The 18,757-nt window shown below is 30.1% G+C and carries 22 protein-coding genes and 2 pseudogenes; 11 read left to right on the forward strand and 13 right to left on the reverse strand.

Annotation, left to right across the window (positions count from 1 at the left end; all coding sequences use genetic code 11):
• Positions 1–159: 159 nt before the first annotated feature.
• Positions 160–1,488, forward strand: a complete 1,329-nt coding sequence (locus tag CSUB8523_RS06975; protein ID WP_043020417.1) for an MATE family efflux transporter — start codon at positions 160–162, stop codon at positions 1,486–1,488.
• Here CSUB8523_RS06975 and CSUB8523_RS06980 read toward each other — a convergent pair.
• From CSUB8523_RS06980 to thiD, 4 genes are read right to left on the reverse strand one after another with little or no spacing between them, the layout of a single operon-like run.
• A complete protein-coding gene (locus tag CSUB8523_RS06980; protein WP_039664305.1) occupies positions 1,469–2,110 on the reverse strand; it encodes a uroporphyrinogen-III synthase in 642 nt (213 codons plus the stop codon). The two genes, CSUB8523_RS06975 and CSUB8523_RS06980, sit on opposite strands and share 20 nt — an antisense overlap.
• Positions 2,107–2,733, reverse strand: a complete 627-nt coding sequence (gene thiE, locus CSUB8523_RS06985) for a thiamine phosphate synthase (RefSeq protein ID WP_039664306.1) — start codon at positions 2,731–2,733, stop codon at positions 2,107–2,109. The genes CSUB8523_RS06980 and thiE overlap by 4 nt, the downstream gene beginning before the upstream one ends.
• On the reverse strand, positions 2,720–3,502 hold the full coding sequence (gene thiM / locus CSUB8523_RS06990) for a hydroxyethylthiazole kinase (protein WP_043020031.1): 783 nt from the start codon (positions 3,500–3,502) through the stop codon (positions 2,720–2,722). Before thiM ends, thiE begins: the two co-directional genes overlap by 14 nt.
• Before the next feature lies 1 nt (position 3,503).
• Positions 3,504–4,313 (reverse strand): bifunctional hydroxymethylpyrimidine kinase/phosphomethylpyrimidine kinase, encoded by an 810-nt coding sequence (gene thiD / locus CSUB8523_RS06995; RefSeq protein ID WP_043020418.1) that lies wholly within the window; start codon positions 4,311–4,313, stop codon positions 3,504–3,506.
• 209 nt (positions 4,314–4,522) lie between these two features.
• Between thiD and CSUB8523_RS07000 the strand changes: the two genes are divergently transcribed.
• The 3 genes and pseudogenes from CSUB8523_RS07000 to CSUB8523_RS10700 all read left to right on the forward strand — a co-directional run.
• Positions 4,523–4,978, forward strand: coding sequence for a low molecular weight protein-tyrosine-phosphatase (locus tag CSUB8523_RS07000; protein ID WP_043020032.1), 456 nt, complete (start codon positions 4,523–4,525; stop codon positions 4,976–4,978).
• Positions 4,979–5,230: 252 nt separating this feature from the next.
• Positions 5,231–5,758 (forward strand): annotated as a pseudogene (locus tag CSUB8523_RS10695) (PDC sensor domain-containing protein); the annotation flags it as partial.
• A 900-nt stretch (positions 5,759–6,658) separates the two neighbouring features.
• Positions 6,659–7,051: pseudogene (locus tag CSUB8523_RS10700) on the forward strand (methyl-accepting chemotaxis protein); the annotation flags it as partial.
• 38 nt (positions 7,052–7,089) lie between these two features.
• On the opposite strand, the gene CSUB8523_RS07010 reads toward CSUB8523_RS10700, so the two are convergent.
• The 3 genes from CSUB8523_RS07010 to ribA are packed head-to-tail and all read right to left on the reverse strand — an operon-like array spanning position 7,090 to position 8,600.
• Positions 7,090–7,452 carry a hypothetical protein gene (locus tag CSUB8523_RS07010; protein ID WP_043020034.1) on the reverse strand — a complete coding sequence of 121 codons (363 nt, stop codon included), beginning with the start codon at positions 7,450–7,452 and terminating at the stop codon, positions 7,090–7,092.
• 9 nt (positions 7,453–7,461) lie between these two features.
• Positions 7,462–8,043, reverse strand: a complete 582-nt coding sequence (gene rsmG, locus CSUB8523_RS07015) for a 16S rRNA (guanine(527)-N(7))-methyltransferase RsmG (RefSeq protein WP_039664311.1) — start codon at positions 8,041–8,043, stop codon at positions 7,462–7,464.
• Positions 8,040–8,600 carry a GTP cyclohydrolase II gene (gene ribA / locus CSUB8523_RS07020; protein ID WP_039664312.1) on the reverse strand — a complete coding sequence of 187 codons (561 nt, stop codon included), beginning with the start codon at positions 8,598–8,600 and terminating at the stop codon, positions 8,040–8,042. Before ribA ends, rsmG begins: the two co-directional genes overlap by 4 nt.
• A 71-nt stretch (positions 8,601–8,671) precedes the next feature.
• Between ribA and hemB the strand changes: the two genes are divergently transcribed.
• The 4 genes from hemB to CSUB8523_RS07040 are packed head-to-tail and all read left to right on the forward strand — an operon-like array spanning position 8,672 to position 12,755.
• The gene (gene hemB, locus CSUB8523_RS07025) at positions 8,672–9,655 is read left to right on the forward strand and encodes a porphobilinogen synthase (protein WP_043020035.1); all 984 of its coding nucleotides are present in this window, start codon (positions 8,672–8,674) and stop codon (positions 9,653–9,655) included.
• Between the two features lie 2 nt (positions 9,656–9,657).
• Positions 9,658–10,143 carry a DUF2603 domain-containing protein gene (locus CSUB8523_RS07030; RefSeq protein WP_052243001.1) on the forward strand — a complete coding sequence of 162 codons (486 nt, stop codon included), beginning with the start codon at positions 9,658–9,660 and terminating at the stop codon, positions 10,141–10,143.
• Positions 10,130–11,485 (forward strand): oxygen-independent coproporphyrinogen III oxidase, encoded by a 1,356-nt coding sequence (hemN, locus tag CSUB8523_RS07035; RefSeq protein WP_039664315.1) that lies wholly within the window; start codon positions 10,130–10,132, stop codon positions 11,483–11,485. The genes CSUB8523_RS07030 and hemN overlap by 14 nt, the downstream gene beginning before the upstream one ends.
• 1 nt (position 11,486) lies before the next feature.
• A complete protein-coding gene (locus CSUB8523_RS07040; RefSeq protein WP_043020036.1) occupies positions 11,487–12,755 on the forward strand; it encodes an anaerobic glycerol-3-phosphate dehydrogenase in 1,269 nt (422 codons plus the stop codon).
• A 2-nt stretch (positions 12,756–12,757) separates the two neighbouring features.
• On the opposite strand, the gene CSUB8523_RS07045 is transcribed toward CSUB8523_RS07040, so the two are convergent.
• Genes CSUB8523_RS07045 through CSUB8523_RS07055 form a run of 3 tightly spaced genes read right to left on the reverse strand, consistent with a single transcriptional unit; the run spans position 12,758 to position 14,985 of the window.
• Entirely contained in the window at positions 12,758–12,967 is a 210-nt protein-coding gene (locus CSUB8523_RS07045; protein WP_039664317.1) for a hypothetical protein, read from the reverse strand.
• Between the two features lie 39 nt (positions 12,968–13,006).
• Complete coding sequence (locus CSUB8523_RS07050; RefSeq protein ID WP_039664318.1) at positions 13,007–14,014, reverse strand: alanine racemase; 1,008 nt, start codon at positions 14,012–14,014, stop codon at positions 13,007–13,009.
• Positions 14,014–14,985: a L,D-transpeptidase family protein gene (locus CSUB8523_RS07055; protein WP_148308431.1), complete on the reverse strand. Its 972-nt coding sequence runs from the start codon at positions 14,983–14,985 to the stop codon at positions 14,014–14,016. The genes CSUB8523_RS07050 and CSUB8523_RS07055 overlap by 1 nt, the downstream gene beginning before the upstream one ends.
• Positions 14,986–15,114: 129 nt before the next feature.
• Between CSUB8523_RS07055 and CSUB8523_RS07060 the strand changes: the two genes are divergently transcribed.
• Genes CSUB8523_RS07060 through CSUB8523_RS07070 form a run of 3 tightly spaced genes read left to right on the forward strand, consistent with a single transcriptional unit; the run spans position 15,115 to position 16,541 of the window.
• Positions 15,115–15,534 (forward strand): copper chaperone PCu(A)C, encoded by a 420-nt coding sequence (locus tag CSUB8523_RS07060; RefSeq protein ID WP_039664320.1) that lies wholly within the window; start codon positions 15,115–15,117, stop codon positions 15,532–15,534.
• Positions 15,534–15,980, forward strand: a complete 447-nt coding sequence (locus CSUB8523_RS07065) for a hypothetical protein (RefSeq protein ID WP_039664321.1) — start codon at positions 15,534–15,536, stop codon at positions 15,978–15,980. Before CSUB8523_RS07060 ends, CSUB8523_RS07065 begins: the two co-directional genes overlap by 1 nt.
• Positions 15,981–15,983: 3 nt before the next feature.
• On the forward strand, positions 15,984–16,541 hold the full coding sequence (locus CSUB8523_RS07070) for a cytochrome oxidase biogenesis protein, Sco1/SenC/PrrC family (RefSeq protein WP_039664322.1): 558 nt from the start codon (positions 15,984–15,986) through the stop codon (positions 16,539–16,541).
• Positions 16,542–16,550: 9 nt separating this feature from the next.
• On the opposite strand, the gene CSUB8523_RS07075 is transcribed toward CSUB8523_RS07070, so the two are convergent.
• The 3 genes from CSUB8523_RS07075 to CSUB8523_RS07085 are packed head-to-tail and all read right to left on the reverse strand — an operon-like array spanning position 16,551 to position 18,742.
• Positions 16,551–17,753 (reverse strand): ABC transporter permease, encoded by a 1,203-nt coding sequence (locus CSUB8523_RS07075; protein ID WP_043020038.1) that lies wholly within the window; start codon positions 17,751–17,753, stop codon positions 16,551–16,553.
• Positions 17,754–17,804: 51 nt separating this feature from the next.
• Positions 17,805–18,251 (reverse strand): hypothetical protein, encoded by a 447-nt coding sequence (locus CSUB8523_RS07080; protein ID WP_039664324.1) that lies wholly within the window; start codon positions 18,249–18,251, stop codon positions 17,805–17,807.
• Positions 18,227–18,742 carry an LPP20 family lipoprotein gene (locus tag CSUB8523_RS07085; protein ID WP_039664325.1) on the reverse strand — a complete coding sequence of 172 codons (516 nt, stop codon included), beginning with the start codon at positions 18,740–18,742 and terminating at the stop codon, positions 18,227–18,229. Before CSUB8523_RS07085 ends, CSUB8523_RS07080 begins: the two co-directional genes overlap by 25 nt.
• Positions 18,743–18,757: the final 15 nt, after the last annotated feature.

Raw genomic sequence — 18,757 nt, forward strand, 5'->3', positions numbered from 1 at the left:
TTAAAATTTGGGTGATATAAATGTTTTTCAAAGATTTTTTCATTATCATTGTTGATCCATATTTTAAAGATATTATAGAAGGTATAGAATCTCTTTATTAAATTTATTTTATCTATAAAATTTTAAATAAAATAATTTTTAATAAGGAAAGCTATGTCGATACATAATTTTTACACTACACTAAATCCTACTACACTTTTTATAAAATACGCTTTGCCAAATATGGCTAGTATGGCTTTTATTTATCTTTATGTGATTATTGATGGAATTTTTGTTGGAAGATATTTAGGTTCAAATGCACTTGCTGCTATGAATTTAATGATGCCTTTTATCATGATAAGCTTTGCTCTAGCTGATATGATAGCCATAGGCTCATCAGTACAAATAGCAATCAATCTAGGAAAAGGAAAAATCGAAAAAGCAAGAGCTATTTTTTCTTTTTGTATAGTTCTTATTTTTGCAATTTCTTGTTTAATGGGAATTTTAGGATTTTTTCTAGCAAAAACATTAAGTGTTTTTATGGGAGCTAATGAGAATATTCAAAGTTTATCTACTGAATATATGCAAATTTTTGCCATTTTTGCTCCCTTTATTATGCTAGCTTTTGCTATGGATAATTATCTTAGGATTTGTGGAAAAACTTTTTATAGCATGATGGTTAATATCATTACTGCTTTGAGTAATATTTTTCTTGATTGGCTTTTTATAGTAGTTTTTGATTGGGGGCTTTTTTCAGCAGCTTTAGCAACTTGTATAGGGATGTTTTTAGGAAGCATTTTAGGGATATTACCTTTTGTTTTTAAAGATTTAACTTTAAAATTTAAAAAACCAATAATTAAACTACAAATACTAAAAAATATACTCTATAATGGCTCATCTGAATTTTTTTCTAATATTTCTAGCTCTTTTTATACCATCTTAGCTAATGCTTTCTTGCTTAAACTTTCTGGAAATACAGCTGTTGCAGCATTTTCTGTGATTTTATATCTTAGTACTTTTGTTTTCATGCTAGTTTTAGCCATGTGCGATGCTATGCAACCAGCCTTAAGCTATAACTATGGACACAAAAATATTACAAGAATTCAAGCTATTTTTAAAAGAATGTTTTTTGCTTCTTGGGGTGTAAGCACAATGGCATTTTTGTTTGTTTATTTATTCAACACTCTTATAGTAGATATTTTTAATAAAGATAACAATCAAGATTTTATCCATATAGCACAAAATGCCTTAATCTTTTTTTCTTTTTCATTTTTATTTTCTTGGTTTGGAAAACTCTGCGCTTCATTTTTCACAGCACTTGACAAACCCTTACTTTCTTTGGGGATTTCTATTGCTCAAAGTCTTATTTTTCCATTTTTATCCTTATTTATACTAACGCAATTTTTAGGAATTAACGGAGTTTGGCTAGCTACTTTAGTGGGGGATATTTGTATGATTTTTATTGCTTCATTTTTAGTATATAAAACTTTTAAAAAACCAAACTCTTAGCTAATTTCAAGCAAGAGTTTAGATCTTGCTCTTTGCATATATATAAATTTTTAAAATTACAAAGTTTTAAAGCCGTGCTTTGGCCTATAACTACAACTTTATCTTCTTTTTCTAATGTAAAAAACTTCAAAAATTGCTCTATGCTTGAAGGAGCACTAAAGATAAAAACACTAGGATGATGTATTTTTAGCTCATCTTTTTTAGGTTCTATAACTATATTTTCATAAACGATTAATTGTTTTAAAAAGATATTTTCTTTTAACAAATACTCATCAAGACCTGAGCTAATTTTTTTAGCTCTTAGATAAAGACATTTTTTATTTTGAAACTCAGATAAAAACTCACTAGCTAAATTTTTACCATAAGTCTTGCTGGGATATTTGACACTTTTAAAACCAAGCTCTTTTGCAAAATCAGCACTTTTTTGACCTACAGCATAAAGTTTAATATCAAAATCAATTTTGCTTTTACTTAACATTAATGCTTTTAGTGCATTCTTAGAGCTAATGATTAAACAATCAAATTCCTTTAAATTCGCTTCAAAATCAAGAAATTTAATTTCATTTAATCTTATAGTCTTAACACCATCGAATTCTTTATCTCCTATAAAATAAATCATTATTTTCCTATAAAAGTTTTATCAAAACTTGATCTTAAATTTAAAGTTGCTATATAAGAATCATTTGCTTGCATTATAGCTCTGACTACCGCAACCCCTTGAATATCACATCCTTGAAGCATATTTAAATTACTTTCACTAATCCCACCAATCGCTACCACAGGCAAAGTGCTAAGGCTTGCTATTTCTCTTAAGCCCTCTACTCCAAGCACAGTGCAATCTTGCTTACTCGGTGTAGCAAAAACAGCCCCTGCCCCAAGATAAGTCGCACCTTGAATATTATCAAGTTCGCTTTTATGATTGATCGTAAGTCCAATGATCTTATCTTCTCCTAAAAGCTCTCTAGCTCTTTTTAATGGCATATCTTTTTGACCTATATGCACTCCTTGTGCATTTACCCCCATAGCAATATCAATTCTGTCATTTATCACCAAAGGAGTGTTGTATTTTTCACACAGCACTTTAACCTTTAAAGCAAGATTGTAAAATTCTAAAGTGCTAAGATCTTTTTCTCTAAGTTGTAAAATATCAATTCTTGCTTTTAAAGAAGCTTCTAAAATATTCAAAAATTCCACTTCGCTTTTGGTGCCCTTGCTTGCAACTAGATAAATTTTAAATGAATTCATATTGTGCCTTATTTTTGATTTTTTCATCGTTTAAATTACTCAACGCATCGATTAAATTTATTCTAAAACTACCGCTTCCGTTTGAATTTTCTTGCGCTAGTTCACTAGCTATACCAAAACTCAACAAAGCATACAAACTCGCTTCAAATTTATCCTCCAAAATTCCAGCAAAAGCACCACATAAAGAACCACACATACAACCCGCACCTGTTATTTTTGCAGCCATAGACGATCCGTTATAAATTTTAGCAATTTTATCTTCACTGATAATATAATCCACCTTGCCAGTTACGGCTAAAATCCTTTTGGTTTTTTTAGCATATTCTCTTGCTTTTTCCAAAAACTCATCATGAATAATAAAAGTATTATCCACGCCCCTTGCTTTTCCATCTAAACCAATTACACTTGCCATTTCAGATGCGTTTGCTTTTATAATGCAAATACCTTTTAAACCAAGTAATTCATAATTAATTTGATCTCTTGCTTTACTTACACCTAAAGCAACCGGATCAAGCACTATACTTTTGTTTAAAGCAGCATATTCCTTAATCGCCTTTAACATGGAATTTGCAATAAGCTGATTAATAGTACCTGTATTTAAAACTAAAGCTGAACTTATCTTAGCAAAATCAGCTTGCTCTTCATAAAAATCCGCCATCGCAGCACTTGCACCAATGGCAATTGTTGCATTAGCGCAATCATTAACACTAACATAGTTTGTGATATGATGAATTAAAGGTTGCTTTTCTCTTAATGTTTGAATGATCATTTTATTCCTTTTCTAACATAAAAAAATGATTCGTTGGGCCACAACCCTTACCAAGTGATAATGAATGCAAAATTGCCCCATATATATATTCTTTAGCAAGTTTTACAGCTTCATGCTTTGTCTTACCTAAAGCAAGATTGCTAGCTATTGCTGAACTTAATGTACACCCTGTGCCATGTGTATTTTTTGTATCAATCTTTTCAGCTTTAAAAATATTAAACACCTCTCCATCATAAAAAACATCATTAGTGTTTTCTTTACTATGCCCACCTTTAATTAAAACACTTTTTGCACCTTCTTGGTGTAATTTTATAGCTGCTTTTTTCATATCATCTTCATTGTGAATTTTAAAGCCACATAAAAACTCAGCTTCAGGAATATTTGGAGTAAGCACATCCGCTAAAGGTAAAATCTCTTCTTTAAAGAATTGACAATTTTCCAAAGGCATTAACGCATAGCCATTTTTAGCAAACATAACAGGATCAATCACTACATTTTTAGCTTGAAAATGCAATAAATTTTCTTTCACGCAAGTGATGATTTCTTTGGAGCCGAGCATACCGACTTTCACAGCCATTGGTTCTATATCTTCATATACAGCTAGCATTTGTTCATTGATAATTGAAATGGGTATATCAAAAGATGAAATAACTCTTGCGGTATTTTCAGCTACCACACTTAAAATCACACTCATACCAAACAAATGGTGTGCACTAAAAGTTTTTAGATCAGCTTGCACTCCTGCTCCACCGCTACAATCACTTCCGGCTATCGTCAAAATAGGAATTTTAGTTTTAGTTTTTGCTTGTATCATTATTTATCCTTTTTTACTAAAAAGGAAAGTTTTTGCAAGAATTCAAAGTTTGCATTACCAAACTTCTCAAGGGTCGAAGTTAAACTTCCTCTCAGCAAAAGCTCCCCGCTTGTTAAAAATTATATCTTAGTTTTTATTAACCTTAAAAAACATTTTTAATTACTGCTATAATTTTAATAAAACTACACATTTTTTGAGGAAAAATTATGACTAAAATTATTTTTGTATGTTTAGGAAATATTTGTCGCTCCCCTATGGCTGAGTTTATTATGAAAGATCTTGTCAATAAAGCTAATTTAAATGATCGTTTTAGTATATGCAGTGCAGGAACTTCAGGTTATCACGATGGAGAAGATATGCATCATCAAACCAAAGCATTACTTCATAGTAAAAATATTAGCACTAAAGGATTTTACAGCCAAAAACTGAATTTGAAAATGTGCGAAGATAATGATCTAATTATTGTAATGGATAATTCTAATTATAATGATGTAGTTAAAAATTTTCCAGATTGTAAACATAAAATCCAAAAAATCACTTCTTATGCAAAAGATTTAGAGTATAATGAAGTGCCTGATCCTTGGTACAGCGGAGATTTTAACGAAACTTATATGATACTTTCTAAAGCTTGTGATGGTTTACTTTACTTTTTATATAAATAAATATTATTTATATAAAATTTATAATATATTTTAATTTTATGATATATAATTAATTTAAACTATTAATTTTATCAAAAAAAGGAGTTTATTTTAATGAAAAGTATTAAAATTAAAATTTCACTAATTGCAAACATTATTGCCATAGTGTGTCTAATAATACTTGGTGTTATTAGTTTTATTTTTACAAAGAAGGCCTTGAACCATGAAGTAGTAAAAGCTGAAACTAATTATGTAAAAACTGCAGAAAAATCAATGAGAGATTTTAAAAATTCAAATATACATTCTTTGGAAAAACTTTCTCAAGCTATCTTGAAATTTCCATATAGCGAGCTTAATACTCAAGAAAAACTTATGGATAATACAGGTAATTTACTAAAAACGATTAGAGATATGAATAATTATTTAGCTGTTTATATAGCTCAACCAAACGGCGAATTGATAGTAAGCGATCCAGATACTGATAGCAAGGGTTTAGATTATGGGATTTATGGAAAAGCAGATAATTACGATGCTACTACAAGAGAATTTTACATAGAATCTAGAAAGAAAAATGGATTATATATCACTGCGTCCTATATCGATGTAACAACAGGATTACCATGTTTTACCTACTCTATGCCATTAGTCAAAGATGGTAAATTCATAGGTATTTTGGCTATTGATGTTTTAGTAAAAGATTTGCAAAACAAATTTAACGAATTGCCAGGAAGAACTTTTGTATTTGACAAAGCTTATACCGTATTTGCATCAACTGATAAATCTTTAATTAGCGATAAACAAAATCCGGATATTATTACAGTTGCAAAGGCCTATGAAAAAGTTGGTAATTATAATATTTTTAACTACACTACAAAAAATGGTAATAGTAGGTTTGGTATTTGTGTTAATGTTGATGGTTATACAACTTGTGCGGGTGAAAATATAGAGGTTATTGAAACCCCAGCTTTAAAAATAGCTTATATTCAAACTACCATTGTTATTTTTACAAGCATAGCTAGTATCATTTTACTTTATTTCATCATCTCTTATTATCTATCACCTTTACAAGCAATCCAAAAAGGCATCAACTCCTTATTTGATTTTATCAATCATAAAACCAAAGATTCAGCTATGATTGATGTAAAAAGTAATGATGAACTTGGTGCTATGGCTAAAGCCATTAATGAAAACATCACTAAGACTAAAAATGCATTAGAACAAGATGCTAAAGCTGTAGAACAATCAGTAGATACAGCTAAAGAAATAGAAAGTGGCAATTTAATGGTGAGAATTACTGCAAATCCTGCTAATCCTCAACTTATAGAATTAAAAAATGTTTTAAATGATATGCTAAGCGTATTAGAACAAAAAGTAGGTTCTAATATGAATGAAATTAATAGAGTGTTTGATAGCTATAAAGCATTAGACTTTACCACTGAAGTTAAAAATGCTAAAGGCGGGGTTGAAGTAACTACAAATGTATTAGGTCAAGAAATTGTAGCTATGTTAAGACAATCCTCTGAATTTGCTTCTTTATTAGCAGATGAAAGTGGTAAATTACAAAGTGCAGTTAAAGACTTAACTGATTCTTCATCCTCTCAAGCTTCTTCTTTAGAAGAAACAGCAGCAGCGCTAGAAGAGATTACTTCTTCCATGCAAAATGTTTCGCATAAAACTAGTGAAGTAATTGCTCAAAGTGAAGAGATTAAAAATGTTACTTCTATTATTGGAGATATTGCAGATCAAATTAACCTACTTGCATTAAATGCTGCTATTGAAGCTGCAAGAGCTGGTGAGCATGGTAGAGGATTTGCTGTTGTTGCAGATGAAGTTAGAAATCTAGCTGAAAGAACTCAAAAGTCTTTGGGTGAGATTGAAGCTAATACTAATATCTTAGTTCAATCTATCAATGAAATGGGTGAAAGTATTAAAGAACAAACTACAGGTATTACTCAAATTAATGATGCAGTAGCTCAAATTGATCATGTAACTCAAGAAAATCTTAAAATAGCTAAAGATAGTGCAGTAATTTCTGATAATGTTAATAAGATAGCTAATGATATTTTAGAAGATGCTAGGAAGAAAAAATTTTAATTGATTGTTAGCAAGCCAACCCTTTAAGGGTTTGGCTTTTATTTTATATAAGTACTTAAACAAACCCCATCTACACTTAAGTCATAAGCATTTTTAAGGTTGTTTTCTAATTTATCCAATATTAATAAAATTTTAGAATCAAACATATAAAACTCAGCCATTTTTGAAGCTATTTTTGCAAGTGCTTGATCATTGATTAAAATATATTTAGCGCCCAAAGCATTAGAAAGCAAAACTTCTTCTTCATTTTTTACAAAAACAGCAAAATCGCATTTTTTTTCTTGCGCCAATTGGATTATTTTTTCATCATAATCAAAGCAATTCACAACCGTTTGATTTATCTCACCTTTAAAGCGTTTCATTTTTTCCATACTAATTAATGGGTGGCCAAAAATTAACATTTTTTTCCTTTAAGTATTCTTCAAAAGACAATAGTTTCTAAAACCTTGATTAAAAATCTGATACGTTTTTAAACCTTGCAATTCATCATAAATTTCACTACCTTTATAAAGCAAAAACAATGTTTTATCATCATAAAAACCACTTGCGATATTGATCAAAGGTTTCACATCCATCAAGGCTCTTGATGTGATCAAATCCACTCTAAAAGAAGAATGATTTTGTAATTTATCTTTGATAATATTCACATGATTTAAACCTAGTTCTGTTTTCACTACCCTTAAAAACGATGCTTTTTTAGGATTAGGCTCAAAAAGAAAAAATTCACTCTCTAAAAATATACAAGCTAAAAAAATAGCAGGAAACCCAGCCCCACTTCCCACATCAATGATTTTTTTTCTATTATTCAAATCGTGAAAATCTAAAATTTTCACACTATCAATGATATTTTCATCAATATTTTTAAAATGCATCAAATTATGTACAGCATTAAATTTTTCTAATAATTCTTTATATAGTGTGATTTTTTGAAAAAAATCATCTTTATGAGAAAAATTTTGTAAAAAATTTAATTGTTCTTCATATTGCTTCAATTTAAATGCCCCATTTGTGTATGTTTGATTTCTAAATAATCTTTATTAAAGCGATTTGCCTCTATTAAAATAGGCACTCTTAAATGTATCTTATCTTTTAATGATTCAAGTTTTTGGGGGTTATTTGTTAAAAGATTAATTTTACTAATACCGTAATACTTTAAAATAAATTCTACTATCTCATAACTACGCTCATCTGCCTTAAAACCCAACTGATGATTTGCTTCTATAGTATTAAAACCTTTATCTTGCAAAGCATAAGCATTGATTTTATTAAAAAGACCTATGCCTCTTCCTTCTTGTCTTAGATATATCACCATTCCACCGTGTTCTTGGATATAATTTAACGAGAATTCAAGTTGCTCCCCACAATCACATTTTAAACTACTTAAAACATCTCCCGTAAGACACTCTGAGTGAATTCTAACATTTACTTCCTTTTGAAATTCTCCTTTAAAAATACATAAATGCTCTTTATCTTCTTCTTTAAAACTTTGTATATAAAACTCCCCAAAACGCGTAGGAAGTTTTGCTATTTCAGAAATTTGAATCGTCATTATTTTACTTTACCTTTTTTATAAAAAATATGCTAGAATTTATGGAATTTTAACAAACAAAAAGGAAATTTATGTTTAAACGCTTTAGAAGATTAAGGCTAAATGAGAATATAAGAAGTTTAATAAAAGAAAATACTTTAAATTTAGATGATTTAATCTACCCTCTTTTTGTTGTAAATGGTACCAATATTAAAAATGAAATTGCATCTATGCCGGGCGTATTTCAAATGAGCTTGGATGAAATTTTAAAAGAATGTGAAGAGCTGATTAATCTTGGTATTAAAGCGATTATTTTATTTGGCGTGTTAGAAAGTTCTAAAAAAGATAGTTGTGGTAGTGATGCATTAAGCAATGATGGTTTGATTGCTACAAGTTTAAGAGCTATTAAGACAAAATTTCCTAATTTAGTGGTAATTACTGATCTTTGTTTTTGTGAATATACCGATCATGGTCATTGTGGTATCATAGATCCAAAAAGCAAAAGCGTAGATAATGATTTAACTTTAGAAATTTCAGCTAAACAAGCTCTAATTCATGCAAAAAACGGAACAGATATGATAGCACCAAGTGGCATGATGGATGGGATTATTCAAACCTTAAGAAAAACTCTAGATGAAAATAGTTTTGAAAATCTTCCTATCATGGCTTATTCAACCAAATTTGCTTCAGCTTACTATGGTCCTTTTAGAGATGTAGCAGATTCTGCTCCAAGTTATGGAGATAGAAAAACTTATCAAATGGATTTTGCTAATGGCAAAGAAGCTTTGTGCGAAAGCTTAGAAGATGAAAAACAAGGTGCTGATATTTTGATGGTAAAACCTGCACTGGCTTATTTAGATGTGATTAAAGACATTGTAAATCACTCTAAACTTCCACTTTGCGTATATAATGTAAGCGGTGAATATGCCTTATTAAAAGCAGGTCAAAAAGCTGGTGTGATTGATTATGAAAAAATAGTCCTTGAAACCATGCTTGCTTTTAAAAGAGCTGGAGCCAAACTTATCATAACTTACCATGCAAAAGAGATCGCGCAATTATTAAATCACAAGGAGTAAGATTGAATAGTCTAGATAAAAAAAGCTCCGAAGATATCATCAATGAGCTTTCTAATTACTTAGGTATAGAAAAACATAATCAAACTATATTTCATCTCACCCATATTAATGAAAAAGAAAAAAAACTCAGTTTAAAAAACGGTCATGAACTAGCACATGAACCATGGTTTATTGTAGATAAAAACGACGAAGTAAAAACGATGTTTTCTGTAAAAACTTTAATCGAATTTTTGCAAAATGCAAAAGAAATACAAAAAAATAACTTTGAACTGAAATTAGAGAAAGCCATTTATCAACAAATTCCAATTGATTTTAATGATGTATGGACAGTTGCAATGGATGAAATAAAGCATCAAGTCGCTAAGGGCATAAAAGAAGTAAATATTGACTTAGATCAGCTTGTTAGTAACATTCACATTCAACATCCAAATTTATTTATTGACATGAAAAAAATGATAGAAAAGGTAAAACCCAATGAAAGATTATAAAAGCTTTGTCAAATACTCCAAAGCAGGACCAAGATATACTTCTTATCCTACTGCGGTAGAATTTAACACTCAGTTTAAATATGAAGATTATATTGAAATTTTCAAACAACAAAAAGCACAATTATCTTTATATTTTCATTTGCCTTTTTGCAGAAGTGCATGTTATTTTTGTGGTTGTAATGTAATCTATACCGCTAAAGAAGAAAGCAAAGAAAGATATTTAGGTTATCTTTTTAAAGAACTCGAACTCTTAGCTAACATCATCAACACTCAAAGAGAAGTCACACAAATGCATTTTGGTGGTGGCACCCCTACATTTTTTTCTGCTAAGCAACTTGAAAGTTTGATTTTAAAAATCAAAAGTATTTTTCCAAATTTTACTCAAGATAGCGAAATAAGCTGTGAAATTGATCCAAGGTTTTTAAATGAAGAACAAGCCGATGTTTTAATCCAAAATGGATTTAATCGCATTAGCTTTGGCGTACAAGATTTCGATGAAAAAGTACAAAAAGAAATTCATAGAATTCAGCCTTTTGAGCTTACCAAAAACGCAGTAGATATGGTTAGAAAAAAAGGCATTAGCTCGGTAAATATGGATTTGATCTATGGTTTGCCATATCAAAGCTTAGAAAGCTTTAAACAAACTTTGGAAAAAGCATTGCTAATCAATCCTGATCGCTTTGCTATTTTTAACTATGCACATGTACCATGGCTTAAAAAAAATATGAGAAAATTTGATGAAAACACCCTACCTAGTCCTGACATAAAACTTCAAATTTTAGAATACTGTGAAAATTTTTTAACCCACAACGGTTACAAAATGATAGGAATGGATCATTTTGCAAAACCAGAAGATGAACTTTTTAAAGCGTTAGAAAATGGCAGTCTACATAGAAATTTTCAAGGCTATACTACTAAAGGTGGAACAGATTTAATTGGCATTGGTTTGACAAGTATTGGTGAGGGAAAAAGACACTATATGCAAAATTTCAAAGATATGCCAAGCTATGAAAAGGCCATTGATGAGGGCAAATTGCCTTGTGAAAAAGGCATTATGCTAGATGATGATGATGAACTAAGAAAAGCCGTGATTATGGAACTTATGAGTAATTTCTCGCTTAACATTGAAAAAATAGAGCAAAGATTTAAGATTGACTTTTTTGAATACTTTCAACAAGATCTAGAAGAATTAAGCAAATTAAATGAATTTATGACTATTGATAAAAACCATATCAAAGTCAATGAAACAGGAGTACTTTTGATCCGTAATATTGCAATGTGTTTTGATAAATATCTCAAACGCATTAGTGAAGATAAAAAAGTATTTTCCAAGACGGTTTAATATGTTAAACGTTGATGAAATCACAAACGCATGTGTAAAATGTGGCAAATGCATACCAACATGTACCATACATGAGATAAATCGCGATGAGAGTACTTCTCCTCGTGGCTTTTTAGATCTCATAAGTGCTTATAAAAACCAAGAATTAGAACTTGATCGTGATCTTAAAACAATTTTTGAATCATGTTTTTTATGCACCAATTGCGTTGAAGCTTGCCCAAGCCACTTAAGAGTTGATAGCGCTATTGAAAAAACTCGCTATGATATAGCACAAAAATTTGGCATTGCATGGTATAAAAAACTTGCCTTTTTCTTTTTAAGATATAGACAAGTGTTAAATATTTTAGCAAGATTGGGCTATGTTTTTCAAAGTTGCGCATTTAGCACTAAAAATAACAACCAAGGTATGAAAGCAAAATTAAACTTACCTTTAATCAAAAAAGGACGCTTGCTTCCATCTTTGAGTAAAAAAAGTTTTTTAAGCTCTAACCCTGATTTTATTAATAATCAAGGGGAAAAATCTATAGGGATTTTTATAGGGTGCTTGTCTAATTATTCTTATACAAGTACTGGATTTGCTTTGCTTGAAATTTGCAAGCATCTTAAGATCAATGTAGATTTATTAAAAGAACAATCATGTTGTGGAGCTCCTCACTACTTTACAGGAGATTTTAAAAGCGTAGAACATCTAGCTAAAAAAAATATTGTATATTTTGAAGAAAAACTCAAAACACTTGATTATATCATCATCCCTGAAGCAACCTGCTCTGCAATGATCAATATAGACTATGAACATTTTTTTCATATGCAAGGTGATCAAGAATGGACAATAAGAGCAAAAAACATCTCCCATAAAATACTTCTTACGACTAAGTATTTATACGAGCATACGAATTTAGAACAACTTTTAAAAACTAAAAACAAAGCCAATATCAGTATCAGCTATCATGATCCTTGTCATGCAAAAAAAATGCAAGGAATTTACAAAGAACCAAGAAATCTATTAAAACAAAACTATCATTTTAAAGAGCTTATTGCTTCAAATGAATGCTGTGGTTTTGGTGGGGTAAGCATGCAGACTGATCACTATGAAAAAGTCTTAAAAGTTGGTATGAAAAAAGCACATAATATTCAAAAAACAGATGTGCAAATCATCAGCGCAGAATGTTCAGCTTGTAGAATGCAAATTTCAAATGCTTTAGAACATGAAAAAGTTTCTACTAAATTTTCACACCCATTAGAACTTATAGCTAAAATACTTCAAGATTAATACTAATCTTGATTTTTTATATTTTCGATATTTGATCTATTTTTTTCTATTAAAATTCTATTTTTTTCGATGTTTTCATTGTTTTTCTTGCACTCATTTTTTAAAATCTCTATATTTTTATATAGGATTTTCATTTTTCTTTCATAACGATTAATGAGCAAAAATACAATAAACAAAAATAAAATCAAAATAGCCCAATTTAAAAATGCCATTTTTATCCTTTCGAAAGCATTATATTAATATATTTTATCTTAAATTACAATTCTTTTTAAATTTGGAGAAAGCTTTACTAAAATCTCGTAGTTGATTGTATTAAAAAAACTCGCCATTGCATTTGCATCATCAATCACACAAATTACATCATCATCGCCTTCGCATGAAAAGCTATCCATTGACATTTTTCCTAGCATTTTTTTACCATTTGGCAAAACCAACTCTTTTTTACCATCATAGCGTAAAAGTCCATCTGCATAACCTAAATCATAAGTTGCGATCTCTAAATTTTCTTTTGCACAAAATACACCACCATAACCTACCGTCTGTCCTTTTTTAAGCGTTCTTTGGCTGATTTTTTCAGCCCACAAACTCAATACTTTATGCAATTCATCGCTAAAATAAGCATACCCAAACTGCACAAGCCCTACTCTACAATACTCTTTTGGCTCCAAAGTGCTTGTTCTAAACAAAGCTTCTGAGTTGTGCGAATGAAATATTAATTTTTCAGCCTCATCTTGTAACAAGGTTTGGATATTTTTTTTGACTTCTTTAAATTTTTGTTTTTGCACGAAATAGCTTGCATCCATCTCATCGCTTCCTGCAAAATGCATCATCACGCCATGAAGCTGCAAACCATGACTTTTAAGTTCACATAAAACTTCCTCGAGCTCTTTAGGCGCAATTCCATTTCTATGCATATTTGTATCTATAACTAAATGAATTTTTGTATTTTTTTTTAATTTCTTAATATCATTTCTATCATTTAAAGCATAAATAAAATTTTCATTTTCATTTGCATGTGGATGGTGGGATAAAATCAAAATATGTTCAAAAATACCCTGAAGCTCTTTTGCTTCAGTTTCATTTTTTACTGCAATAAAATTAATACCCTTTGCCTTGGCAATAGGAGCCAAAATCTTAGCTCCATGTCCATAAGCATTGTCTTTAAAGACACATATAACTTTTTCATAGCCTCCTGCCTTAGAAGCTATTAAGTCAAGATTGTGCTCATAAGCTGCACGGTTGATTTTTATATAAGCCATTATTGCTCAGCTAAAATTTGCATTTTATCGCCTACAAGCTTCACATAAAGGACTTTTTCTCCTTTAAATTTAAAATTTGTACTACGATAGTCCTCATAAAAACCTATTCTGAAAATTTTTTCATTTCTATCATTTGGGTAAGGACTGATACTAAGATCTGAAAATTTAATGCTTTTTTCTTCGTTTTTAGCAAAAATTCTTTCTTTATTTCTTGCAAATTGTTCATAGTTGAATTTATTTTTATGTTTAAAGATTTTTTGATCATAAAAAGACAAGTATTTTTTAATATCACTTTTTTGCCAGCTATCCTTCCAAGCAAATAAATTTGCCAACAAAATAGCTATTTCATCATAGTTAGTTCTTACCTTGGCTTTTTCTTCTGTCATGGCATAAGATTTTCTATCAGCAACAAGTTTGTTAAAATCTTCTAACAAGTCATTTTGCACAGCAATACAGCCTCTAGTTTTATAAGTATCCAAGCGTGTTCCATCTAGTGGATACCCATGAATCCAAATTCCCCCACCTGTTTTACCTAAAGTTTTATCAAGTACATTTGGATAAGTTGTAGCAAAAGCAAATGGACCATAATAAGGATCACCGGGATAAAATTTCTTACCTAGTTCATAAAAACCTATAGGAGTTTTTAGATCCCCCTCGATTTCTTTATCTCCCGCTAAACCGGTTAAAACATCTTTTTGGATAAATTTCTTCTCAACTTTACCATCATCATAGTGATAAACACGAATAATTTTATCATTTTTATTAGTTAAAACTATCGCTACATCTTCATCATAATACCCAAGAGTAACATTTTTGTCTTTGATTTCATCAAGCCAAAAATCCTTTTTGCTTAATTCTTGCTCTAGCACCTGTTCAACTGCTTTAATACCTTCATTTAAATAAATCTTTACAAGATTATTTGCATTTGCAAATACAACCATGCTAAATATTATAGATGCAACTTTAAACAATTTCAACCTTTCTTTGTAAAATTTAAAACAACAAGGTGCTAATTATATTATTTTTACAATAAATATATTTTTAATTTTTTCCGTGTATAATGTTTTATATTTTATCAAAACACCAAAAAAGGAAATACAATGAAAAAATTACTAGGTTTGGCTATTTTAAGCACTTTTGTTTTTGCAAATGAAATTACTGTAAATGATCCTTATGTAAGACAAACTCCACCTCACTCTAAAACTACAGCATTTTTCTTAGAGCTTAAAAATAACTCTGATAAAGATATTAAACTAATAAAAGCTCAAAGTTCTTTAAGTGATACCACAGAAATTCACAATCATATCATGGAGAATGGTAAAAAAATGATGGTGCAAATTCCACAAATCACCATTAAAGCTAAATCAAGTGCTGAGCTCAAACCAGGTGGTATGCACATCATGGTATTAAACCTTAAAGAAAATATCACTCCACAAACCAAAGCTAATCTAACACTTTATTTTGATGATAATAGTACTATTGAACTTAAAAATATTCAATCACGAAGCATTCAAAAATAATGAAAAATTTACTCATTTTTGCTCTAGCTATAGCTTTTGCTATAAGCGGAGCTTATTTTTATACCCATATGCCAAGCACAGGTAAAAAAAGAGAATTAATCACCACTTTAACTCCTTTAGATTGTGATTTAAATCAACAAAGCTGTGAGTATAATTTTAAAAACCAAAAAGTTTTAATCAGTCTAACCCCAAAACCTATTATGGCGTTAAACGAGCTTGATTTAAATATCACTAATTTAGGCAATTACCCTCAACTTAATGCTAGAGTTTATGGGCTAAATATGTATATGGGAGATATCGTTCCACAGTTTAAAAAAATCAACAATACCTATCACGCCAAATTAGTTTTAAGCTCTTGCATGCTTGATGTGATGCGTTTTAGAATAGAACTTTTTGACAATGAAGATCCACTAGATTTTTATTTTGATTTTGATGTAAAAAGGTAATTTATGAAAAAAATCAATATTCTTTTGCTTATTATAGTGATTTTTGGTGTTTTCTTTCTTTCAATACAATATTTTGAAAACAATAAATACAATTTTCACTTAAATTCTGAAAAAGGCATGCTTAGCCTAAAAGATTTTGCCGGAAAAAAATTGATTGTGTATTTTGGATACACCTATTGCCCTGATGTCTGTCCTAGCGAACTTGCACTAATTGCAAGTGTTTTAAACCAAATACCAAACAAAGAAAAAGCTCATGTGATATTTATCTCACTAGATCCAGCAAGAGATAGTAACTTAACTCAAACTAGCCAATGGGTAAAATACTTCTATCCTAATTCTACTGCGCTAGTAGCAAAGAATGAAAAAGAATTAGAAAAAATAACCAAAAACTATGGTGTAGTTTATGAAAAAATCGATCTTAAAGATTCTGCCATGGGGTATTCTATAGCTCATAGTGGGGAGTTTTATTTGATTAATGAAAATGGTAAGCTTGTAAAAACGATCAAAGATGTTAGCTATGAAAATTTCTTCAATGAAATCAAAAAATTTCTAAACGAATAAATATTAAATTTATTCGTTTCTTAAAGTATCTAAAATATCTACTTGGGTTGCTTTTTTTGCAGGATAATAAGAAGACAAACTCACAATCACAATTGCACCCAAAAGCGTAGCACAAAAATCCATAAAAGAAAGTTCTAAAGGTAATTTGCTCATACCATAAACATCAGTAGGCAAAGAAATGATATCAAAGTTACCAAGCACCCATAAGGCTATAGCTGCAAGTATTACACCTGCTATAATTCCACTTCCACCTATAAAAAAACCCAAAGAAAAAAAGGTTTTTTTAATCTCTAATTTACTAGCTCCCAAAGAAAGCAATAAAGCTATCTCACTGCGTCTATTCATCACGATCATCAATAAAGAGCTTACGATATTTAAACTAGCGACTAAAATAATCAACATCAACACAATAAACAACGCCTTTTTTTCCAAAGCAAGCGCTGCAAAGAAATTTCCATTTTGCTCCCACCAACCTATACTGGCATATTTTGCACCTAAAAAAGTTTCAATGTGTTTTATATCATCAAAAGGCTTTAACGAATACACATGAACTCCATCATAAATCCCTTGAGGATAAGATAAAATCTTCGCCAAAGCTTTTGCGTCTACATACATATATGCTTTATCATAAGCCAATAAACCAGAAGAAAATTCAGCTTTAACATCAAAACGCTTTACCTTAGGGATAAGCGAAAGACCACTTGCACTAAGATTAGAAAAAATCAATGCGATCTTATCATCATAATCTAGTCCAAATTCGCTTTTTAATCCCTTGCCTATCAAAATGTCAAAATTTTGCAAATTTTTCCCATCTAAAGCATGTGCTACTACTTCATTGATTTTTTTTTCATCTTCGAAGTTTACGCCAAATAACATTCCACCTTCTAACCTTACATCATTTCTTGCTATAACTTGAGTACTAATATAAGGACTAAATAATAAATTTGGAAACTGAGCTCTTAGTTCTTGCAGTAATTTTTCATCTACACTAGCCCCAAAACGTGGTAATATCGTAATGGGGTAATTCATCGTAAAAAGTTTTCTTTCAAATTCCTTATCAAAACCATTCATAATAGCCATTGCAACCAAGAGTACACATAATCCTATGCTCACACCCAAAAAAGCTAAAATCTTTGAAAGCATAATAAAGGGTTGATCTTTGTCAAAACGAAGATATTTAAACAACAAATATCGCGGGATACTTTTTTGCATTTCAAACTCTTAATATTTTTTTAAGTATTTTAATAAAAACAAGCTTTGCATTTATTTAAGATAATATATAAAGGCGCTGTTGTCATGAAATTCAACTGTAAATCTTAAAGGTAAAATTCTCACATATGTTTCACTTTGAGCGCTTGCTTGCTCACTTTTAACAAAATCTTTTACATCTATTTTTGAGTTAAAAAAACAATCAATTAATTCATTTTTATGTGTATTTAAAAAATTAAATTTGTCTAATTTAGTCATTCTTTCTTCATCAATCATACCAAAATCATCACGTAAAAAAGTTTTTAAATCTTTTGGAGTGTAAATTAATTCACAAGCATATTCTAAGTTTTTATTTTTACTTTGAGTCATAGCCATAGAAATAGTTTCATTTTGATGAAAAAGGATTAAATTTCTATTAGAGAGTTCTGCCCAAAATATAAACTCATCTTGGGCAGTAGTGTTAAATACTATAAAGATTAATAAGCAAACAATTCTTTCCACTTGTCAGCATCGATTTTAAGTTCTACATTTACTCTATAAAGACCATCTTTGAAATCTTGATCAACCACACTTGCATTTTTAATCAAACCATTTACTTGTGCCGTAATCGTTGAGCTTTTAAGCATTGCATCTTTTACTGTATCTTTACCATTTACTCTTACACCATATAGCTTACTAGCTAATTGTCTATAAGCATCAGTAATCGCTGCTCTTTTTGCCAAAGCCAAAGCTTGACCAACTGAAACAGTATTCAAAGGGGCAATACCCTCACCCACTGCTGTAAATGTTAGATCATTATCTGCGCTTGTATCATTTGCAAGCATTTTTTCTTCTCTGATGATACTACGCACATCATCTTTATCTACTTTTTGAACCACCACATCAGAATTTGCTTGAGTAGCCTGAGCTTGATTTGGGTTCACGCCTCTTTGATCTAGCGCACAAGCGCTAAAACCTAAAGCCAAACAAAACATAAAAATAACTTTTTTCATTTTTACACCTTCAAT

Origin of the sequence: Campylobacter subantarcticus LMG 24377 (assembly GCF_000816305.1) — a bacterium.
GTDB lineage: Bacteria > Campylobacterota > Campylobacteria > Campylobacterales > Campylobacteraceae > Campylobacter_D > Campylobacter_D subantarcticus.

Bases quoted from the DNA above. Each gene is read 5' to 3' on its own strand.
- thiE (WP_039664306.1), bottom strand. From the start codon at position 2,733: ATGAATTCATTTAAAATTTATCTAGTTGCAAGCAAGGGCACCAAAAGC.
- thiM (WP_043020031.1), bottom strand. From the start codon at position 3,502: ATGATCATTCAAACATTAAGAGAAAAGCAACCTTTAATTCATCATATC.
- CSUB8523_RS07000 (WP_043020032.1), top strand. From the start codon at position 4,523: ATGACTAAAATTATTTTTGTATGTTTAGGAAATATTTGTCGCTCCCCT.
- CSUB8523_RS07010 (WP_043020034.1), bottom strand. From the start codon at position 7,452: ATGTTAATTTTTGGCCACCCATTAATTAGTATGGAAAAAATGAAACGC.
- ribA (WP_039664312.1), bottom strand. From the start codon at position 8,600: ATGACGATTCAAATTTCTGAAATAGCAAAACTTCCTACGCGTTTTGGG.
- hemB (WP_043020035.1), top strand. From the start codon at position 8,672: ATGTTTAAACGCTTTAGAAGATTAAGGCTAAATGAGAATATAAGAAGT.
- hemN (WP_039664315.1), top strand. From the start codon at position 10,130: ATGAAAGATTATAAAAGCTTTGTCAAATACTCCAAAGCAGGACCAAGA.
- CSUB8523_RS07040 (WP_043020036.1), top strand. From the start codon at position 11,487: ATGTTAAACGTTGATGAAATCACAAACGCATGTGTAAAATGTGGCAAA.
- CSUB8523_RS07045 (WP_039664317.1), bottom strand. From the start codon at position 12,967: ATGGCATTTTTAAATTGGGCTATTTTGATTTTATTTTTGTTTATTGTA.
- CSUB8523_RS07050 (WP_039664318.1), bottom strand. From the start codon at position 14,014: ATGGCTTATATAAAAATCAACCGTGCAGCTTATGAGCACAATCTTGAC.
- CSUB8523_RS07060 (WP_039664320.1), top strand. From the start codon at position 15,115: ATGAAAAAATTACTAGGTTTGGCTATTTTAAGCACTTTTGTTTTTGCA.
- CSUB8523_RS07065 (WP_039664321.1), top strand. From the start codon at position 15,534: ATGAAAAATTTACTCATTTTTGCTCTAGCTATAGCTTTTGCTATAAGC.
- CSUB8523_RS07070 (WP_039664322.1), top strand. From the start codon at position 15,984: ATGAAAAAAATCAATATTCTTTTGCTTATTATAGTGATTTTTGGTGTT.
- CSUB8523_RS07075 (WP_043020038.1), bottom strand. From the start codon at position 17,753: ATGCAAAAAAGTATCCCGCGATATTTGTTGTTTAAATATCTTCGTTTT.
- CSUB8523_RS07085 (WP_039664325.1), bottom strand. From the start codon at position 18,742: ATGAAAAAAGTTATTTTTATGTTTTGTTTGGCTTTAGGTTTTAGCGCT.